At 34.7% G+C, this 20,612-nt stretch carries 14 protein-coding genes, 1 tRNA gene and 1 riboswitch; of the genes, 9 read left to right on the top strand and 6 right to left on the bottom strand.

From position 1 onward, the window contains the following. The first annotated feature begins 12 nt into the window (after positions 1–12). Positions 13–4,395 carry a translocation/assembly module TamB domain-containing protein gene (locus EDF66_RS20055; RefSeq protein ID WP_132844621.1) on the top strand — a complete coding sequence of 1,461 codons (4,383 nt, stop codon included), beginning with the start codon at positions 13–15 and terminating at the stop codon, positions 4,393–4,395. Between the two features lie 220 nt (positions 4,396–4,615). On the opposite strand, the gene EDF66_RS20060 is transcribed toward EDF66_RS20055, so the two are convergent. Together EDF66_RS20060 and EDF66_RS20065 are read right to left on the bottom strand one after the other, a co-directional pair. Then, complete coding sequence (locus tag EDF66_RS20060; RefSeq protein ID WP_132772126.1) at positions 4,616–5,941, bottom strand: trigger factor; 1,326 nt, start codon at positions 5,939–5,941, stop codon at positions 4,616–4,618. A 77-nt stretch (positions 5,942–6,018) separates the two neighbouring features. Then, positions 6,019–6,100 (bottom strand) — tRNA-Leu (locus EDF66_RS20065). A 158-nt stretch (positions 6,101–6,258) separates the two neighbouring features. Between EDF66_RS20065 and EDF66_RS20070 the strand changes: the two genes are divergently transcribed. Genes EDF66_RS20070 through creD form a run of 4 tightly spaced genes read left to right on the top strand, consistent with a single transcriptional unit; the run spans position 6,259 to position 9,186 of the window. Further along, on the top strand, positions 6,259–6,876 hold the full coding sequence (locus EDF66_RS20070; RefSeq protein ID WP_132844622.1) for a hypothetical protein: 618 nt from the start codon (positions 6,259–6,261) through the stop codon (positions 6,874–6,876). Next, the gene (locus EDF66_RS20075; protein ID WP_021189616.1) at positions 6,876–7,178 is read left to right on the top strand and encodes a winged helix-turn-helix domain-containing protein; all 303 of its coding nucleotides are present in this window, start codon (positions 6,876–6,878) and stop codon (positions 7,176–7,178) included. The genes EDF66_RS20070 and EDF66_RS20075 overlap by 1 nt, the downstream gene beginning before the upstream one ends. Positions 7,179–7,228: 50 nt before the next feature. After that, entirely contained in the window at positions 7,229–7,732 is a 504-nt protein-coding gene (locus EDF66_RS20080) for a Coq4 family protein (RefSeq protein WP_132844624.1), read from the top strand. An 11-nt stretch (positions 7,733–7,743) separates the two neighbouring features. Beyond that, positions 7,744–9,186, top strand: coding sequence for a cell envelope integrity protein CreD (creD, locus tag EDF66_RS20085; protein WP_132844626.1), 1,443 nt, complete (start codon positions 7,744–7,746; stop codon positions 9,184–9,186). Between the two features lie 818 nt (positions 9,187–10,004). On the opposite strand, the gene EDF66_RS20090 is transcribed toward creD, so the two are convergent. Beyond that, positions 10,005–10,637, bottom strand: coding sequence for a DUF6266 family protein (locus EDF66_RS20090; protein ID WP_132844627.1), 633 nt, complete (start codon positions 10,635–10,637; stop codon positions 10,005–10,007). A gap of 382 nt (positions 10,638–11,019) precedes the next feature. Continuing rightward, on the bottom strand, positions 11,020–11,865 hold the full coding sequence (locus EDF66_RS20095; RefSeq protein ID WP_132844629.1) for a hypothetical protein: 846 nt from the start codon (positions 11,863–11,865) through the stop codon (positions 11,020–11,022). Positions 11,866–12,227: 362 nt separating this feature from the next. On the opposite strand from EDF66_RS20095, the gene EDF66_RS20100 reads away from it, so the two are divergent. The 3 genes from EDF66_RS20100 to EDF66_RS20110 all read left to right on the top strand — a co-directional run bounded on the left by EDF66_RS20100 (position 12,228) and on the right by EDF66_RS20110 (position 15,847). Beyond that, positions 12,228–12,962 (top strand): class I SAM-dependent methyltransferase, encoded by a 735-nt coding sequence (locus EDF66_RS20100; RefSeq protein ID WP_132844631.1) that lies wholly within the window; start codon positions 12,228–12,230, stop codon positions 12,960–12,962. 88 nt (positions 12,963–13,050) lie between these two features. After that, positions 13,051–13,144, top strand: a riboswitch (SAM-I-IV-variant riboswitch). 35 nt (positions 13,145–13,179) lie between these two features. After that, positions 13,180–13,443 carry a hypothetical protein gene (locus EDF66_RS20105; protein WP_021189623.1) on the top strand — a complete coding sequence of 88 codons (264 nt, stop codon included), beginning with the start codon at positions 13,180–13,182 and terminating at the stop codon, positions 13,441–13,443. Positions 13,444–13,762: 319 nt separating this feature from the next. Continuing rightward, a complete protein-coding gene (locus EDF66_RS20110) occupies positions 13,763–15,847 on the top strand; it encodes a S9 family peptidase (protein ID WP_132844633.1) in 2,085 nt (694 codons plus the stop codon). Positions 15,848–15,887: 40 nt separating this feature from the next. Here the strand turns inward: EDF66_RS20110 and EDF66_RS20115 are convergent, their stop codons facing one another. Continuing rightward, the gene (locus tag EDF66_RS20115) at positions 15,888–16,841 is read right to left on the bottom strand and encodes an MlaD family protein (protein WP_132844635.1); all 954 of its coding nucleotides are present in this window, start codon (positions 16,839–16,841) and stop codon (positions 15,888–15,890) included. Positions 16,842–16,910: 69 nt separating this feature from the next. Beyond that, on the bottom strand, positions 16,911–17,741 hold the full coding sequence (locus EDF66_RS20120; protein ID WP_243656098.1) for an N-acetylmuramoyl-L-alanine amidase: 831 nt from the start codon (positions 17,739–17,741) through the stop codon (positions 16,911–16,913). Between the two features lie 171 nt (positions 17,742–17,912). On the opposite strand from EDF66_RS20120, the gene EDF66_RS20125 reads away from it, so the two are divergent. Further along, a complete protein-coding gene (locus EDF66_RS20125; protein ID WP_243656099.1) occupies positions 17,913–20,555 on the top strand; it encodes a putative LPS assembly protein LptD in 2,643 nt (880 codons plus the stop codon). The last annotated feature ends 57 nt before the right edge of the window (positions 20,556–20,612 follow it).

The raw sequence follows: 20,612 nt of genomic DNA on the forward strand, positions 1-20,612 counted from the left end.
GGTAATTAATAATTGTACAAAAGTATCAAAAAAATAATTAAAATAGCACTGATTACACTGGCTAGCATACTCGTTTTGTTAGGGGTATTGCTACTATCGTTACAATTAGAGCCCGTTCAGAATTTTATTGCCAAGCGAGCTGTTTCTTATCTCTCCAAAGAATTAAATACAAAAATCGCTCTTAAAAAAATATATTTTAAACCCTTTCGTTCTTTGGTTCTAGAAGGGTTTGAATTATACAGTCCACATGGTGATACGATTTTGATTGCTGAAAAGCTAAATGCATCGGTAGATTTAAATCAATACTGGGATGACAAAAAGATTGTTATCAATAAACTTACACTAGAAAATACCACAGCTTATTATCAGGCTTATAAAGACAGCTCAAACATTCAGTTTTTATTACAGTACTTTACTCCACCAAAGAAAAAGGAAAAGAAAGTCAGTAAAAATTTAAATTTCGATTTAAAACAACTGGAATTAATAAATAATCAGTTTCGCTATCTTGATCATACCAAGAAACATTATGCGAAAGTTGTGGATTTTGGCGATCTAGACATTAAACAATTAAATGCCGACTTTCGAAATATAAAACTTACGGACAAATCCATACAAGTTGACATTAAGCAATTAAATCTTCGGGAAAAAAAAGGATTGGAGGTTAAAGGATTAGTTGCAAAAGCATTTGTGAGCAACAAGAGAATTCAATTGGATAAGCTTTTATTGATCACGAATAAATCAACGATAAAAGACTTTGTCAAATTAGAATTTAATAGTTTTGATGACTTTTCTGATTTTAACAATCGGGTTAATGTAAGCCTAAGAATCAAAAATTCTATTTTAAATTCAGAAGATATAGCCTTCTTTTCTTCATCAATGCACCGGGTCAAGTTTGATTTAAAAATAAAGCAGGCCACAGCTCAAGGTCGCGTAAATCATATTGATGCAAAGAATATACAAATTGAGACAGAAAAAGCAACTAAATTAAAGGGCAACGTTAAGATCATTGGTCTACCGGATATTGATCAGACAGATTTTAAACTAACAGACCTATCATTACAATCAACCTACGCTGACCTGCAGGTTATTCTTCCAAAACTGAGCAATAACAAGAATTTTAAACTGCCAGAAATTGTAAAAATATTAAATACAGTTTCGTACCAGGGAGATTTACATGGGCTTTATAATAATTTTCATATTGATGGAGAATTAAAAACAGAGTTAGGAGCGCTTAGTACCAAGTCATCTTTAAACTTTCAAAATGAAACACAATTTTCTGGTCTTTACGAATCGAAATCTTTTGATATAGGAAGATTTTTGAACAATAGTCTTTTAAAAACAACAGGGTTTAACCTCAATTTAAAAGGTAAAGGAAGTTCATCAAAAACACTTTCAATAGATCTAGATGGTAATTTAGAAAATTTTAATTTCAGAAATTATACCTATCAACAGATTCCAATATCGGGAATTATAGCTGAAGAAAAATTTAAAGGATCTGGTTCCATTAAAGACCCAAATGCAAGTATAGACTTTCAAACAGATGTGGACTGGTCAGATGTCCCCGTTCTATACAATCTAGTAGCAGGTATTCATGAAACCAATTTATATGCACTTCATCTTTCACAGCAAGATAGTATAATTGTTCACAACACAACGATAGAAACTAATTTAAAAGGATCAAACATCAATAATCTTGTCGGCAATCTGAAAGCAAACAACATCAATTTCAGTACAAAAAAAGGTACATTTGATATCAAAGAAGTTGTATTCCAAGCGTCCGGAGATGAAATCAACCGATTACTGACGGTATCTTCCGATGTTGTTGTCGCCTCGCTTATTGGACAGATTGATCTAAAAACAATTGTTCCTTATTTTAAAATGCTTGCCATGCGCTATGCACCTGCAATTGGTTTTGAAACAGAGCTGTACAATAATCAAAACTTTGAACTGGATCTTCAAATCAAATCATTTGAACCCATCGCGACCTTCTTTAAAAAGGAAATCAGCCTCGATAGCGGAGCAACTATGCACGCTAAATTTTCAAGCGAGGAAAACGCTGCACAATTCAATTTATATAGTCCCATTTTCAAATATAGTGGCATAAAGATTTCTAACCTTATTGTAGATCAGATCTCCAATACAGAATCCATGTCTGTATCAGCTTCAGCAGACCGTATAAATCTCACGGATAGCACCTATATTAAAAATGTAAATATTGCTAACATTCTTTCCAATGATAGTTTACGTTTCAATATAAAACTATCCGAACTAGATGCTAGTAATAACCTTGATCTTAATGGTGTTATTCGTTTTGCTCACCAGAAGCCTGCATTTATCAGTTTTGATCCATCAACTATTATTATTAATAAAAACCAATGGTCACTTACCCAGGGTTCAGAACTTAAAGTTTCCAAAGGGAAATGGTTCTTGCAAGATTTGACGTTACAGCATGACGAACAAAAAGTACTGCTCAATGGGATATTGTCTAATGCTGAAAGCGACCAATTGAATATCTTATTCAAAGATTTTAATCTAAGTTCTTTAAATGGTATTACAAAACCACTTGGCATTACTATGTCAGGCGCAATGAATGGTAATCTTGAAATCAATTCTCTTTTTAAGTCCCCATATTTTATTGCTAACCTACAGACAAATCCGATCCTTTATAATCAACTTCCGATTGGTCAGCTTAGCTTAAAGGCAAATTACGACCAAAATGCCAATATTGTCCATTTAGACAGTAAAATCGATGATGGGAACAAAAGCATTACACTTGCCGGCACCTATAATATCAAAGAGGAGGAGGATAAAATAAATCTCAAGGCTTCCCTAAAGAATACTGATCTTATCCTTTTCCAACCCTTTTTGAAATCATTAGTTTCAAATCTCCAAGGAAGAGTCCATGGTGAGCTTGATATCAAAGGAAATATCGACAAGCCAAAAATAAGTGGAAATGCTAATTTCACCGATGCATCATTTATCATCAATTATTTAAGGACTCCCTACCATCTTACTGATAAAGCCATTATAGTATCAAATGGTATTTTCCTCAACAATTTTAAAATTCTTGATCCTAAAAACAGTGAAGCCCTCGTCAATGGTATGGTCGATCTAAATAAGCTTTCCGATCCGACTATTGATATTAAGGTAAGAGCGAATAATTTTTTAACGCTCAACACTACGCTTAAGGACAACAATCTTTATTATGGAACAGCATATGCCAGTGGTGATTTCAACTTCAAAGGTCTAACTTCAGCTATCAATATCGATATCAAAGCTAAGTCGGAAGACAATACAGTTATTAACATTCCCTTCAATAGTTCGATGACAATCAGTGATAACGATTTTATCTATTTCGTTTCTCCAGATAGCGCAATTACCTCCGAACAGATAAAAAGAAAAAGTTTCAACGGTATCACGATGAATATGGATCTTTCTTTAAGTCCAAATGCAGAAATGAATTTATATACTACTTTAGGTGGTGTTTCTGGACGTGGAACAGGAAATATTACAATGAATATCAGCTCTCTAGGTGACTTTGGAATGTTCGGCGATTACATCATCAGTTCGGGTAAATTCAATTTTAAAGCACAGGATTATCTGAATAAGATCTTCGATCTTAAAGAAGGAGGAACTATTCGCTGGGCTGGTAAACCCGCTGAAGCCAACATTAATTTGACTGCGATCTACCAACAAAGAACTTCCCTGTCCCCTCTTTATAATGCGGCAGGACAAACAGACAATCCGCAACGAATTCTTGCCCAGGCGGATATGAATCTAAAAGGTTTATTGAGTCAGCCCGAAATAAATTTTGATCTCAACTTTCCTCAGGATCCATATGTCAAAGATGAACTTCAAGGTTATCTTTCAGATGTTAACAACATCAATCAGCAAGCCCTCAGTTTAATCGTTCGCAGAAGCTTTACGCCAGGATCACAGACTGACTTCGGTAAAGAAGTCAACAATACCTTATTATCTGCCGGAACTGAAATTGCATTCAATCAATTAAATAATATCATTGCAGAATCTCTAAATATCAATTTTTTCGACATCAATATTAAAAGTTTAAATGATGCTTCAGCATCCCTGAGACTTTTTAATGATCGTTTAATCTTGACGGGTGGAATCACAGATAACAGGAGCAACCAGCTGACGGATTTAAATGTATTCTCGGACCGTGTAACTACGGATGCAGAAGCCCTGTTTTATCTTCGTAAAGATGGTCGTTTACTTCTAAGAGGGTCTAACCGTCTAAATACACGGAATTTCCTGATCAATCCTAATGGTGAGGAATATGTGAGTGCCGTGGGTTTAGTATACCGTCAGGAGTTCAATTCCTTTTCAGAATTTCTATCGCGGATGTTTCCATTTGGAAAAAAGAAAAAAGCGAAATAGCAATAGCCCTTCAACATCTTAATAATTTATTCAATTAAAAACAAATAGACCATTTTGGTGCAAACAACATGAAGGTCATATAAAAGCTCGTGTAATCATACTAAAACTTTCTTGTCAAAGGCTCACTTGATAATATATCAAGCTTAGAAACCATTAATTGCAACTAAAAAAGCCTTTCCAAAATATGGAAAGGCTTTTATATGATTAGAAGTTGAATAGCTTACGCTAATTTTTCGAATGCACTATATTCGATCTCTTCTTTATTGATTTTAATTTGCTCTTTTAAGAATTCGAACACTTTAAGTGCTTTTGCTTCTTCGAACAAACGGTTTCCTTGCTCTCTATCTTGCAACATTTGAATTGCATATTGCGATAATTGCTCATCACTTGGCTCCTCATTGATGTTGTACATTTTGATCTGCGCATAAATACGCTCTTTTGCCAAATTGATTACTTCATCATATTTAACTTCAAGACCATTTTCAGTAACAACACGGTTCTCAATGATCGTCCATTTCAAGTTATTCAAGAAATCAGCAAAACCTTCGTTCAACTCTTCTTCAGAGATACTTGGGTTCGTTGCTTTTAACCATCTTTTCAAAAACTCTTCTGGAAAAGCTACATCAACTTTTTCCATACCGAAAGTATACATATCATTACGTAAACGTTGGTCAGAATTTTGTTTGAATAAGTTTTCAACTTCTTCTTTTACTTTTGTTCTGAATTCAGCTTCTTCAGTAACTTCGCCTTCAGCAAACAATTTATTGAAGAACTCCTGATTTAAATCAGACTCTTCTAAACGGTTGATATTTTTTACCGTTAACTCGAATTTAGTAACGTCCAAAGCTTCAACCTCCTCAGGAGTGATTCCTAAAATACGGGAGATATCTTCAGCATTGAATGCTTTTTTAATATCAATCTTAACCGTATCATCTTGTTTAAGACCTACTAAAGATTTTTTAATTTTTGCATCTTCGATAATATCAGTACGTACCGAAGTTGTTTTCTCAATACCATCTTCTTTATCTTGTTTCAACGTAGCGTATAAAACATCACCTTCTTCAGAAACTTCAGGGTTGGTCATTTTACCATAGCTACGGCGTAAATTTTTAATACGGGACTCTAAAGTTTCATCATCAGCCTTAATGTCATATTCTGTAAATTCAGCTTCTTTTGTGAAAGGATTTACAAATTCTGGAGCTAAACCAATTTCATACTTAAATTGGAAGTTATCTTTATAGTCCCAGTTATATGTAGCCGTTTCTTCAATAGGAAGAGGTTGACCTAAAACTTCTAATTTATTCTCGCCGATGTACGCTGTAATTTTATCATTAACAATTTTGTTTACTGTATCCAACAAAATTGATTTACCATAAGTACGTCTAATATGTGCTGCAGGCACTAAACCAGGGCGGAATCCAGGTAATTTAGCTTTTTTAGCTTGATCCTTGATTTCTTTGTCTACTTGTGGGTTATAATCTTCTGGCGCTAAATCAACTGTAATTACTGCGTTGATCGCGTCAACTTTTTCGTGTGAAATGTTCATACTCTTTCTAAACCGTTACGCATTATTTTGATAAAAAAAAATCCTCCCGATGATTTAATTTCGGGAGGACATTCAAGTGCGGAAGAAGGGACTCGAACCCCCACGTCTTGCGACGCCAGATCCTAAGTCTGGTGCGGCTACCAATTACGCCACTTCCGCATTAGGATTTCTTGTTGGCACAAAGATAGAAACGAAACGTATATGATGCAAGTCTTTTCTCAATAAATTTTCATTATTTTCTAATTTATATTTTATGGTAAAAAATAAATTTGCATAATTCATTCTTATTCATTTACTTTGAAAAACAAAGTACTTTTATGAAACAAGAAGATTTAGTAAAAGAAATAGCAAGTATTCGGAATTTAATGGAAAAATCTAGCAAATTTATTTCCATTAGCGGGATTTCAAGTGTTCTTATTGGTACATATGCACTATTAGGAGCAGCATATGCTTACTATGAAGTTTATGGCTTTGATAGTCAAATGGGTTATCGGGATCATTATGTCAATGAACCATTGATTATCATGAAACTTCTAACGACAGCTATACTCGTTTTGATAGCCTCTATCTTTACAGGAGTCTTCATGGCCATAAAAAAAGCTAAAGCTAACCGCCAAAATATATGGAATACCACAAGCCGGGCTTTGTTGTTTGCAATGGCAGTTCCGCTTTGTACTGGTGGCCTATTTGCGATCATAGCTATCTTTAAAGAAAACTATGCGGTAGTATCCTCTATCCTATTGATTTTTTACGGTCTGGCACTTACAGCCGGTAGTCATTATACATTTAGTGAAATAAAAGGTCTTGGAATTTTAGAAATTGTCCTAGGACTATTAGCTTTGCTTTTTCCAGGCAATGGTATTATTTTTTGGGCATTGGGATTTGGAGTTCTACATATCATATATGGAGTAATCGTTCATAAAAAATACGAATAGTGAATTTAGACTTAACACAGTATAATAAAGTATTTGAAAATAAAGTCCGCTTACAGATCATGAGCGTATTGATGGCTAATGACGAATACGATTTTAATTCATTAAAATCCATACTGGATGTTACTGATGGAAATCTGGCTTCTAATTTGAAAACATTGGAAAAGGAAAAGTACATCGAAGTTTTTAAAACCTTTGTCGATAGAAAGCCAAATACACGATATAGAAGAACAACCGAAGGTGAAAGGGCTTTCGAAGAACATTTAAAGGCTCTTGAAAAATTGATCAAACAACAATACAAATAATTTTTTCATCTATTTACTTTGAATTTCAAAGTACTTTTAAAATAAAAAATATGAAGATACGATTAACCATAATGCTCGCTTTGTACAACTCCAGTCAAAAGATTTACACAGAGCTATTTAAGCAAAATAAATCAGCTTGGAAAATCAGTAAAGAAGATTTCCTAAAATTCCCGAAAGACTCTTTGGGGTATCATATGGGTATATTCTATCAAGAGAAAGGTTTTGATGTTATCCCAAAACTCGAAAATCACGATGTGTTTCATGTCATCACAGAGTCTGGTACAGAAATACAGGACGAAGTTGCTATGCAGTATCTATTACTTGGCAATGGAAAGATAAGTTTATACCAATTTGCCATGATTGGAATAGGGACATGTATATATCCCGAATATCTAAAAATGTATTTCAGAGCATTAGCAAAAGGAAATTCAATGCAAAAATTCTATCACCTGGATTTTGAGGCATTATTGAAAATTCCTTTAGCTGAAATCAAAAACAGCTTATCTTTTAATCTAAAAACACACCTTAACCATCATAATTTAACAGCATTATAAATTTAAAAATCATGGAAACAAATAAAACACCCCTCTTAGAACGTATTGGTTCATCTATTTTCGCCAAACTTAGTACCATTGTTGTACTGATTCTATTACTGCTAATCCCATTATTCTGGGTGAAGGATCTTATTGAAGAAAGAAAAAATAGACAGTCAGAAGTAAGCAGTGAAATTGCATTTAAATGGGCTGGTCAACAGGTGATATCAGGCCCTATTATTGCCATCCCCTATCAGGTTGTAAAAGAAATTGTCACTACGGATAAGAACATCATCTCCACTAAGAATACCTACATAACGCAATACGTTTACCTAATGCCAAAATCATTGGACATTAATAGTATGATTTCACCAGAATCGCTTAAAAGAGGTATTTATAAAAGCGTCGTCTACAATGCTCAACTTGATTTAAAAGGTTCTTTTGATGCGATCGATTTTAACAAAATAGACTTGAGCGGTCAGGAACTAGAATGGAAAAATGCCAAAATACTGATTGGTTTAAGTGATCTTAAAGGTCTTGGAGCATCTCCAAGTCTGGTTTTCAATCAAACGAAAATTGACTTCGAACCTAATATGTCTGCTCTAAGTCCTTTTGAGAATAATATGATTGCGGCCATCGATCTTTCTCAAACAAAAACCACCTTAGGTAATTTTCAGATTAAATTTAATGTAAGAGGTTCACAATCCATTAACTTCCTTCCATTGGCAAAACAGACTAAGATCCATACCCAGGGAAATTGGGCTAATCCAAGTTTCAACGGTGCCGTTTTAGCCGATAACCGAAATATAACAGGGAACAATTTTGAGGCAACCTGGAATATTCCAAGTTTCAACCGTAAATTTTCTCAACAATGGGTCGGTGAAGCAGAGAAACTGTATGAAATTAAAAACAATTATGAAATCAGTAATGCCATCAGTGAAGGATATAGCAGTACTGCCGAACCTACCGCTACTACTGAGAGCAGTATAGCGACAGAAAAAGATATGATTCAAATCAACTTCTTAGAGGAAGTCAATAATTATCAAAAAACTACCCGTGTAGCCAAATATGGAATATTGATTATTATTCTAACATTTGCGGCACTGTTCTTCACTGAAATTATAAAAAAACAACGCATACATCTTATACAGTATATGTTGATTGGTTTTGCTATGGTACTCTTCTACTCCCTGCTTCTTTCTATTAGTGAGCATCTGGGTTTCAACCTCGCTTACCTACTAGCCGCATTAGCTACTATTATTCTTATCGCTTCATTCATTAAGTCCATTACCAATGATAGCAGGTCTGCACTTATCTTTTCTGGAATACTTTCCATTTTCTATAGTTTCATATTTATCTTAATGCAATTACGTGATTATTCACTCATAGTGGGTACAATAGGTATATTTATCATATTGGCAATTTTAATGCGCGTATCCACAAAGATCAATTGGTATCAATACGATAAACGATGAGATTGGCAACAGAAGGTATCAAGATATATTTAACATATATCTTGATACTCCTTAAAAGAAAAGCAATATAATGAAATGGATTATTGTTTCTATTTCCATCTATAGCAGTCGGATAAGCCTAATTGCTCATTTACTGTCTATAACATGTGCATAGCGAGGCCATAGGAAGGCGCATCATTGTGCACATGTAGCATGGAAGTATACTCCACCTTGTGTGATTCTAGGCTCATCCTAGTGTCGTTCTTGTGTGCATGCAGGCTATTTGTTGTGTGCCACTTGGGCGATTGTATAGTCAATGTTATTCGCTTATTGGCTCATCCTTCACTCCATAATAGGTGCTTACAAAATCTGTTTTGGCTTGCTAAGTCACAAAAATATATTGATGCTTGTTATCGAAGAGTAGGTTGCTTCATTTTTGAAATAGATCTCTCTATATATAAAGTGGTTAATGGTCTATTACCTTGACCGTTTCTATGACATAACTTATACTATAAAATGGCTTACAAGATCTAGAATGAGAAAAACCTCGTATTTGGGTAAAACACAATAATGAGCTATTGTATTTTTTGCAAATGAATTTAACCACGATACAAAAATAAAAAAAGGTGTTATGACTCCCGTGAATTGGAGACAACAATAGATGTTTATAAGACCACCATCACATTCAAAGAAAACTATTGGGCCAGATGAGGCAATACGATAGAAGCGTGTAGTAATAACTTTATTAACACTTTCTGTCCATGATATGCTATTGTAGCTAAAAAGTATTGGACAGAAAATGTTAGTTATACTTTGATCAGGCAGCATAAAAAAACTTCTTATACGCATCCTCCATATACAGAATCTGAGAATTTATCATGTAGCATATCGTAAAAACCGACATAGATGTGGACCTGATCTTCTTTAATAGAAAATTGTGTGTGTTCCCACAACATTTTTCCATCCGTAGAGATTGCTGCTCCTTCATTCCAAACGCAGGACTTTTCAATTACATAAGCGAGTACAATGACTGCAGCAGGATAACCCTTACAGGCATCTGTATTCCATTCGACATACAACTTATTGTCCCTACGTTCCACATTAATGAGCTGTGGAGGGACCATATCACCTCGAAATACCAACACTTTCTCCGGATTAACATAGGGCACATTTTCGGTGTCATAATCAATTGCATTGTGGAATAAATAAGATTGGGCCGATTGAAAAGTTCCGATACGACTGCCTTTGGGGGCAACGTTTTTATAGCCAAATGCGATCGGAGCTTTAAGGTGTCTCAGAAACTGGGATACTACCTTCATACGCATCCGATTAATAAGCGTCAATTCGCTAGGAGCCCTTTTCACAACTTGCGGAAGAGAGCGAATAATAGCCTGACCGTTTAATTCATAACCTACAATGCTTCCGACTTTACCAGAAAAGGGTCCATTTATCCCACCTTTTAAAATTGCCATAATGGTTTATTTATTTGAAAATTGGCTACAACAAAATATGCGTTTATATAAGTAACTATCTCGCAATTATAACTTGGTAAAAGAGAGGTTGTATTACCGCGGCTTAAACTCTAAAATACCTCTATAAACTCTTAAATATCATTTATACATTAATATAAGTTATTAACCTACAGAAGTTTTACTACGGTATATTTTACCTTCAGCTTCACTCCATATTAAGGTAAAGCATTTCCACTACATGCCCATATATCAAATGAAAAACTAGTACACTTTAAACTTTGATCCAAAGGACCTCACAAATGCACTGGATTAATATCAGACGCATTGTAATTATAAAAGACACATTTATTAAGGTGGCCTATGCTACATTTCATTGAGCTACTCAGTCCATTGACGACATATAAAAAGGTAATTCGACACTTTCATTAACTAAACGGCCTTCATCAAGTATATCCATAACGATTATACCTTTGTAATACGGTTTATTGTATCTTTCATCCGATACTTTTTGGATACTGGTAAATTTACCCCTCGTTTGAAAACGCTTCCAGTTTTGATCAAGGGATCCATAAGATTCCTCCAACATAAACAGTCCGGTATATTCCCAGTACTTAACACTGTATAATGGATTAGTGTCATCAAAGTCAATCTCCTGGCCTACCAATTTTGAAATATCGCTTTCCAGCTTCAAATTTATAAATTGACCAGAATTGGAGTGAGCAACATATGTATAGTAGTTGTACTGGTCCGATCTACCTGGATTAACAGTTGATTTAGTAGAAGATGAGTACATAGAGAAAAAATTAAAAGCAGGTTTCACTGTCATTACATCAAGGATCAATGCTTCGCACGGTGCATATTCAATGGCGTGCAGATCTACTTTACCAGTCAGTCCTCGTTCTTGCTCATTGTTTTTATAAACTTTTCCACTAAAAGAAAAAGATAATCGACCGCCTGCTTTTTCATATTTAAAATCCGCGATTTGAAAAGATTTCTCTGGCTGAAGATGTGGAGCAAAATAGTTACCATCAGCTGAAGAATTTTGTTTGAAATACTGAACCTTGGCTAATGCTCCATTAGAAAGTAAAGTTAATTTCAATTGTGAATAAGTACCATCAGACTCCTTTACGCTCGTAATAAGATTGATCTGTCCACAATTGTCCAAATTATAGTCGTACTTCACTTTTCCTCTGACAGGATGATTATTGTCAGAGAAGACGATACTCATGTTTGATAGGGGATCAATTTCTTCTGATTTCTTGCAACTAACAATAAGCAGTGCGCAAAAAAATAGCAATAAAAGCAGATATTTCTTCATTAAATCAATATTAGTTTCATTAAAATATTAAAACATTTATGTAAAATATATTTTACAATTTAAAAATAACCAAAAATTAATTCAATATCAAATTTAATTTTCCTAATGAAGAGATAATATATTAATAACAGTGTAACTTACTAAAGGTTTATCCACCCTTTTTGATGGTTGGATCGTCAAGTATGCTTTTATGTCTCGTTCATCCAACTAAGTTTTGATAAAAATAATATTGGCAGTAAATTTGAAATTATCTTGAAACGGCGAATAATAAAATGAAACAAAACAAATATGATGATCCTAGCTTCTTTGAAAGCTATGGAAAGATGCAACGTTCTATAGATGGTTTAAATGCTGCTGGAGAATGGCATGTTTTACAGAAAATGTTACCCGATTTCCAAAATAAGAAAGTGCTTGATCTAGGTTGCGGATATGGATTGCACTGCATTTATGCTAAGCAAAAAGGGGCTAAAAATGTAATTGGAATTGACTTATCTCAAAAAATGATTGATAAAGCAAAAGAGCATTCCAAAAACTTTGAAATTGAATATAAAAAAATGGCCATCGAGGATATTAATTTTGACCATGAAGAATTTGACGTCGTTATTAGTTCACTTGCATTCCATTACCTAAAAGATTTAAGAAGTGTTTTTATGAAAATAAATCAAATTCTTAAAAAAGGAGGAAGTTTTGTCTTTTCAATGGAGCACCCTGCTTTTACTTCAAGAGCTGAACAGGATTGGTTTAAGGATGAAAATGGAAATCGTCTGCATTGGCCGATGGACAATTATCAGGAAGAAGGTCAAAGAAACACTCGATTTCTTGGACACGAGGTAACTAAATACCATCGAAATTTAGAAACTATCATCAACACAGTTATTAAATCTAATTTTGATATTCAACAAATATCGGAACCCAAACCTTCAGAGGAAGTTTTAAAAATTTATCCGGAAATGAAAGACGAGATGAGAAGGCCAATATTTATTATAATTGCTGCCATAAAGAAATAATAATCGGATCGACATCATTCATAAAATTCTCATCATGAATTAATTATTTTAAAATAAATTTTGAAACAAAATAAAATCTACTAACTTTGTAGAGTATTCAGAATTGCACGTTGCAATACCAACCGAGTTACATAACCGCGGTGGTAAATTAATATGGGTTTCGACCAAAAATATCTGGATACAGTTTATGGTTTAATCCTTTAAATTTTTAAATTGTATGTCAACACCAAATCTTTATCAACATTTACTGGAAAAATTCAGTTATTATTCAATCAACGAACTGATACAGCTCAACAATGATACGGTATCGGAAAAAGGTTGGGGTTCTTCCAAATCTACATTCCGCACTGCGCTCATAAGTACTTTTTCTAAAAGAGGGCTAGATCTTTCCAACATCATTTCTAGAGAAGATGGTTTTACTTCCGTAAAGTATGTCGCAGTAAGATTAGAGGAAAATACGCTTATCCCGATTCTCCAATAAGAGCAAAGACAGCTTTAAAATTGCGTATTCACTCAGCGCTAAAAAGGTTAAATAGCCCTTCCTTTTTGAGCACTGAGTGAAGCTTTTTTTATCCAACTAATTCTATATAATTTTCAGTCACTAATATCAATGCTATGCTTTTTTTAATGCGTTAAGATAGTATTTTATAATTTCTCCAATTCCCTTCAATAGTTTAACACAAAGTGATATCGCGTCATTCTGAACAATTGCTTCACCTTGTTTTCTTTCTCCAATACTTTATTTAATATGTTAAATGATCTTAGATTTTGTATCTTGCCTGTTCATATTCGTATTCTTTATGAAAAAAAAATCTTTAATAACGCTTTCCATTTTATTATGCGCTTCGGCATCAATAGCTCAGGAAAACAAAGAAACCAAAATGGTTCTTAATATGGAAAACACCGCAAAAGCACCATTAGATCCGCAGACACTTTGGAAATTAGGCCGTGTTTCTGGAGAAGGAATTTCAACAGATGGAAAAACTTTAGTATATGGTGTCTCTAATTATGCTATAGAAACAAACAGTTCGGAAAAAAACCTTTACACATTATCCCTAGAAACAGGTAACACAGCTCCTCTAACAAGTGAAAAGGGCGGTGAGTCTGTCGTACAGATTACAGAAAATGGCGATATCATTTACTTGTTCAAAGGGCAACTTTGGAAAAAGAATAGATATAAAGGTGAAGCTATACAATTGACACAAAGCGAAACTGATCTAGAAAATGTAATACTATCTCCAAATGGTCAATATATTTTATTTAGCAAAGCAGTTTTAATCAAAAAATATCACAGTACCGACAAATATCCTGATTTACCAAAATCTGACGCTTATGTTTTTGACAATCTTGACTACCGTCATTGGGACACGTTCAATAATGGAAAATTCAATCATCCATTTGTAGCCAGCTATAACAACGGTAAGATTGGCGAAGCAATTGATTTATTGCAGGATGAGCCTTTCTATAGCCCTCAAATGCCATTTGGCGGTTCTGAAGATTTTGAATGGACACCAGATAGTAAAGCTGTGCTATATGTCAGTAAAAAAAGGTTTGGAACAGAGTATGCCGTGAGTACAAATACGGATATCTACCGCTATGATCTTACTTCTAAGCAAACAACAAATCTGACTGAGGGTATGAATGGCTATGATACCAACCCGACTTACAGTCCAGATGGAACTAAGTTAACTTGGCTAAGTATGAAAAAAGATGGTTACGAAGCCGATAAAAATGATATCATTATTTTCGATAAAGCATCATCTCAGCGTTTAAATCTTACTGCACATTGGGACGGCACAGTAAACTCTTTCATATGGAGCAAGGACAATCGCAAGATTTATTTTGTAGCACCATCCAGAGGTACCGTACAACTTTTCGAACTGACTGTTCCTACTAATTTAAAAAACAAATCTTTAGCATCGATTAAACAAATCTCTGAAGGAAATTTTGATATCACAGGAATTGTGGGACAGGTAGCCAATCAGTTGATCGTAACATCAACAAAATTCACAAGAGCTACAGAGATTTACAAATATGACTTAGCGAATAAAACGTTAACGGCATTGACGACTGTCAATGATAAAATGTATGCTCATATCAGTGATAATAAAATTGAATCCAGAATTACAAAAGCTTCTGATGGCCAAGATCTTTTTTCTTGGGTAATTTATCCGCCAGATTTTGACCCAACAAAAAAATACCCAACGATTTTATATTGCGAAGGTGGACCTCAGTCTGCACTGACCCAGTTTTACTCATTCCGTTGGAATCTACAGCTTATCGCTTCTCAAGGTTATATTGTGATCGCTCCAAATCGTCGCGGGATGCCTGGCTGGGGAGTCAAATGGAATGAAGCAATATCCAAAGATTGGGGCGGACAGCCTATAAGGGATTATTTATCTGCCATTGATGATATTTCTAAAGAGAAATATGTAGATACAACACGTCGTGCTGCTATCGGTGCTAGTTATGGTGGTTATTCAGTATATATGCTAGCTGGAGTACATGAAAATAGATTTAAAACATTAATTGCACATAACGGCTTATTCGATATGAGAAGTTGGTATGGTACGACAGAAGAATTGTTTTTCGCGAACCATGAACTAGGCGGTCCTTATTGGGATAAAGCAAATGTAAAATCATATACCGAATTCAACCCTTCTGAATATGTTGACAAGTGGAATACACCAATATTAATCTTTCAAGGAGGTCATGACTACCGCGTGCCGATTGGCCAGGGACTAGGTGCTTTTCAGGCTGCTCAATTGAAGAAAATCAAAAGTAGATTAGTTTATTTACCAGACGAAAATCACTGGGTGTTATCAGGGCATAATGCTCAGGTATGGCAAAGAGAATTTTTCGGATGGCTGAAAGAAACCTTATAAATTAAAAAGGCTTGAAGGTAAACTTCAAGCCTTTTTAATGTTATTTCTCCTGCTCTCCCTTTTTACCAAAGATGGAAAGCTTAATGTATTTTCCCGGCTTCTCTTTAATATCTTTCATAAGGTGATCAAGGCTTTCGGAAGCATTATTCAAATTATCATAAAGCTTATTATCATTGATCAGTAGTCCAATTGAACCCTGCCCTTTGTTGATCTTATCTACTATAGTTTGGAAGTCAGTCATAGCCATATTAGCTTTATCCATAGTTTGTTGGAAATCTAATTTAGCTGCTTTATCTGTTACAGTATTCAAATTGGACATGATAGCCGTGATCTGACCGCTATTATTTTTAAATGTATTGGTAATAACTTCAAGATTAGAGATAATCGTGGTTAATCTTTTACGTTCGGAACCAACCAGGCCTTCTACATCTTTCGTAATTAGCTCCACATTTTTTAAAGATGTTGAAATACTATGAACACTTTGCTTAAAGTCTTCTTGAAATTGATCGTCCAAAACAGAATTGACAACTGTTAGTACAGAATCTAATTTTATGGTGATGGTTTCAACTCTTTTTTGAATAGGCTCTACTTTGTCCATTATATTCGCCTGAATACCTGAAGCTAATATTTCACCATCTTTAGCCATTTCTGTACTGTTGCCCATATCAAATACAATTGCTTTTCCACCCAGGAGATCTGTACTTGCTATACGTGCAACGGTATTTTTCGGAACTTTGTATTCGGCTTTAATTTTAAATTCTGTCAGAATGCTTCCATTTGGTTGCAATGTCATCTTAGAAACACGGCCAATCTGATATCCGTTCACTAATACAGGCTTAGAGGCAGTAAGACCATCCACTGCCTGATAAGATGTATAATAGGTATTATCACTGCTAAATACATCATTGCCTTTTAAAAAGCTATATCCTATAAATAATAATGTTACTGCTATTACAGCTAAAATTCCGACTTTAGTCTCGTTTGATATTTTCAAAATAATATTTCCTTAAGGTGTTTTTATTGAACTCAATTTATCATTTAAACAAGACAATGGCAAATAAGTTTATCTTTCTACGCTTTTTTTGAATGTGCTGATTGCTGAGACTAAGTTTTGTACGATCTCACTTTGTCCTTCATCCGATAGCATATAATCTTCTTCTGCACGATTATTTACAAAACCAATTTCGGTCAAAACCGCTGGCATTCCTGCTTCTGCTAATACTGCCAATCCCTGCTCCAGAATCCCCCGGCTTACTCTTCCTGATTTGACATATTCCTGTTGCATCAGATTTGCTAATTTGACACTTTTCTCGCGGTATTGATTTTTCATCAAAGAGAAGATGATATAACTTTCTGGATCTTTTGGGTCAAATCCCTGATAATTTTCTTTATAATTCTCCTCTAATAACAGGGATGCATTTTCACGAATTGCGGCAGTTTGCTCGCCTAAGCGATGTGAGCCTGACACAATTGTTTCTGTACCTCTTGACGATCTTCCTGGTGCAGAATTACAGTGAATCGATATAAAAATATCAGCCTTCGCAGCATTAGCCATTCGAATACGCTTATATAAATCAATAAATTCATCTGTTCTACGGGTAAACATTACGCGTACTCCAGGCAACTGTCTTTCGATTTCTTTACCTAATTTCAAAGCTACCTCTAAAGCTATATTCTTTTCCAAAGAACGTGATCCTTTTGCTCCAGAATCCCTCCCACCGTGGCCGGCATCAATCACAATTGTTTTAATTTGATAATCCTGGGGAGGAGTAACATGTGCTTTAGAAATAATATTGCTTGGAGGAGTAGCACTCGTCAAAACCATAAATAGAAAAATCGCTGGAGCTAAAAAAAATATAAGTTTTCGCTTTCTAATATTCAAATCTAATTTCATGTATATTTTTTTTGATTTCTGTAATTTAATAACAAAATGTAATGAGTAATATTGTGGTACAAAAATAGGAAATGTTAATCTCGTTAAAAAACATCACTTTCTATTTGTTTTTGACTAATTTTGTCAAGCTTAGTTTAAATATTTTTACAAAAATAACATTTGTCTTTAATTTTGAAGTCGTTAACACACATTTTAACAATATTTCTTATTCTTTCGCTAAGTGTTTCTGCAACATTTTCGCAAGAAAAAACCCCCGTAAAGACAACGTCAAAGAGTCTAAAAGACTCTGTTTCGGTCAAAGGAACAACTGATTCCGTTCGTGTTAAACGAGATTCTACAATTATCGGCAAAGACAGTACCAAAAATAAGGGTGGATTGCAGGCGGAGGTCAGTATCATCGCCAGAGATTCACAACGTACGGAAGTCGATAAAAATATAAGTCACTTATATAGAGGTGCTAAAGTTAAGTATCAAGATTTTGAATTATCTGCCGATTATATTCGATTAGACCGAAATAAAAAACAAATATTTGCGTCAGGTATTATTGACCATAATGGCAAGTATATAGGGCGTCCTATTGTAATGACTGGAGCTGAAAGTCCTAAAACGGTCGACTCCCTTCTATATGATTACGAAAAACAAGAAGGTAATACCTATGGAATCATGACTGATGTAGAAGGAGGTTATATCCAGGCAAAGGTAGTTCGTAAGAATATTTACGATGAAATGTCGTTGTATCATGGGCTGTATAGCACCTGTAATCTTCCAGAACCACACACACACTTCGGGATTTTTCTTAGCAAAGGTATTGTGACTAAAAACCAAATTATTGCAGGTCCATCCTATCTCGTATTACAGAACATCCCTTTAAAATTTATCGGTTTCCCGTTTGCCTTTTTCCCTAAACCGGACAAAAGATCTTCAGGTTTTTTATTTCCATCATTTGGAGAAGATTATACCCGTGGATTTGCTATGCGTGACATCGGTTGGTATTTAGCTTTCAATGATTATTGGGATAGTGAAGTTCGAGGAAGCTTATATTCGAAAGGATCATGGGAAGCATCGATCAATACAAGATATACGGTCAACTATAAATACAATGGTGGATTCAATATCCGTTATGCCTCAACCAAAGCTGGAGTTGAAGGAACAGATAATTATGGGACTAACAAAGATTTTAATGTTACCTGGAACCATACACAGCGACAGGAAGCAAATCCGGGAACATCTTTTTCTGCGAATGTAAATTTTGGAACTGGATCATATTTTCAAAATACGGGTGTTAACGGTACCAATAATTTTAATGATATCACCAAAAACAACATGTCTTCTTCTATTAGCTATGGACGTGTATTTGCCGATGGAAAAGTCAACTTTACTTCGACTTTAAGTCATCGTCAGGACATGAATAAAGGTGATATTCAGTTGCAACTTCCAAATTTCAGTTTAAACGTTTCTTCTTTCAATCCTTTTGATTCAAAAGAACGCGTGGGAGAACAAAAATGGTTTCAACGAATCAATGTCGGCTATAGCTTACAGGGAACCAACACCCTGAACACGAACGAATCTAGAATTTTTAGAAAAGAAACATTAAAAGAGTTTACAAACGGCTTTCAACATAATATCCCGATCAGTTTATCCCTAAATGCTAGTCATTTCCAATTTAATACAAGTGTAAATTACACGGAAAGATGGTATTTACAAAGTACCCGTAAACGAATGGAAAATACCAAGGAAGGTTATGTTGAAGCCCTTGATACAGTCCAAGGTTTCAGAAGAGCTTATGATTATTCTGTATCAACTGGGGTATCAACAAAAATCTATGGTAGCTATCCAAAAATGGGTAAAATACAGGCTATAAGACATGTCATCACTCCATCTGTCAATTTAAATTATAGACCTGATTTCTCTGATGCTATGTATGGTTTTTATAAAAATTACGTGGATCAGTACGGAATAATAAACCGTTATTCCATTTTTGATAAGAATGTATACGGCTCACCTTCAGCGGGAAAATCCATGGGAATAGGTTTCTCTGTTGATAATAATATCGAAGCAAAAATAAAAAGTAAATCGGATACGACAGATGGCGGAATTAAGAAAATTCCGATCCTACAAGGTTTATCATTTAGTGGAAACTATAATTTTGTGGCCGATTCCATGAAATTATCACCCATCTCTTTCTCAGGAAGAACTGCTGTATTTGGTGAAAAAATTAACATTAACTTCAACGGAACACTAGATCCCTATGCAATTGATCAAGCAGGACAACGCTATAACAAATATATGTTCAGTGACGGTAAACTTGCACGTTTGACCAATTTCGGTCTTTCATTTGATTATAGCTTCAACCCTAAAGCGTCAAAAAACAGAAACAATAATATCGATTCTTTGCGTAATCAGATGGGAGCCAATATGACCCCGGAACAGGCACAGGCCTTATCCCGTATCAGTGCGGACCCGAATGCCTTTGTAAACTTCAATATACCATGGAATTTAGCCGGATCATTTAGTTTCCAATATTCAAAGCCAGGTCATGTTTCGACCATCACGAGTACGGTAAATATTCATGGTGATTTTAGTTTAACGCCAAAATGGAAAGTAACCTTTAACTCAGGCTACGATCTAAAAGCAAAAGAGATATCGTTGACACAGTTTAATATCTATAGAGACCTTCACTGTTGGGATATGGCAATTGGATGGACACCTTTTGGAAGATACCAAAGTTATAACATTACGATAAGAGCTAAATCTTCAATCCTGCAAGATTTAAAACTTTCGAAAAGGAATAGTTCAGGTGGCAGTTATTTTTAATAACTGCTTTTTTTTAACATTTTTAATTGACCTAAAAGATTCAACGTTGAAATTTCG

The sequence above is a fragment of the Sphingobacterium sp. JUb20 genome (genome assembly GCF_004342035.1).
Taxonomy (GTDB): domain Bacteria; phylum Bacteroidota; class Bacteroidia; order Sphingobacteriales; family Sphingobacteriaceae; genus Sphingobacterium; species Sphingobacterium anhuiense.

What these genes read in the sequence shown, in the direction of transcription:
- EDF66_RS20060 (WP_132772126.1), bottom strand. Translation starts at nt 5,941, where the DNA reads ATGAACATTTCACACGAAAAAGTTGACGCGATCAACGCAGTAATTACA.
- EDF66_RS20070 (WP_132844622.1), top strand. Translation starts at nt 6,259, where the DNA reads ATGAAACAAGAAGATTTAGTAAAAGAAATAGCAAGTATTCGGAATTTA.
- EDF66_RS20080 (WP_132844624.1), top strand. Translation starts at nt 7,229, where the DNA reads ATGAAGATACGATTAACCATAATGCTCGCTTTGTACAACTCCAGTCAA.
- creD (WP_132844626.1), top strand. Translation starts at nt 7,744, where the DNA reads ATGGAAACAAATAAAACACCCCTCTTAGAACGTATTGGTTCATCTATT.
- EDF66_RS20090 (WP_132844627.1), bottom strand. Translation starts at nt 10,637, where the DNA reads ATGGCAATTTTAAAAGGTGGGATAAATGGACCCTTTTCTGGTAAAGTC.
- EDF66_RS20095 (WP_132844629.1), bottom strand. Translation starts at nt 11,865, where the DNA reads ATGAGTATCGTCTTCTCTGACAATAATCATCCTGTCAGAGGAAAAGTG.
- EDF66_RS20100 (WP_132844631.1), top strand. Translation starts at nt 12,228, where the DNA reads ATGAAACAAAACAAATATGATGATCCTAGCTTCTTTGAAAGCTATGGA.
- EDF66_RS20105 (WP_021189623.1), top strand. Translation starts at nt 13,180, where the DNA reads ATGTCAACACCAAATCTTTATCAACATTTACTGGAAAAATTCAGTTAT.
- EDF66_RS20110 (WP_132844633.1), top strand. Translation starts at nt 13,763, where the DNA reads ATGAAAAAAAAATCTTTAATAACGCTTTCCATTTTATTATGCGCTTCG.
- EDF66_RS20120 (WP_243656098.1), bottom strand. Translation starts at nt 17,741, where the DNA reads ATGAAATTAGATTTGAATATTAGAAAGCGAAAACTTATATTTTTTTTA.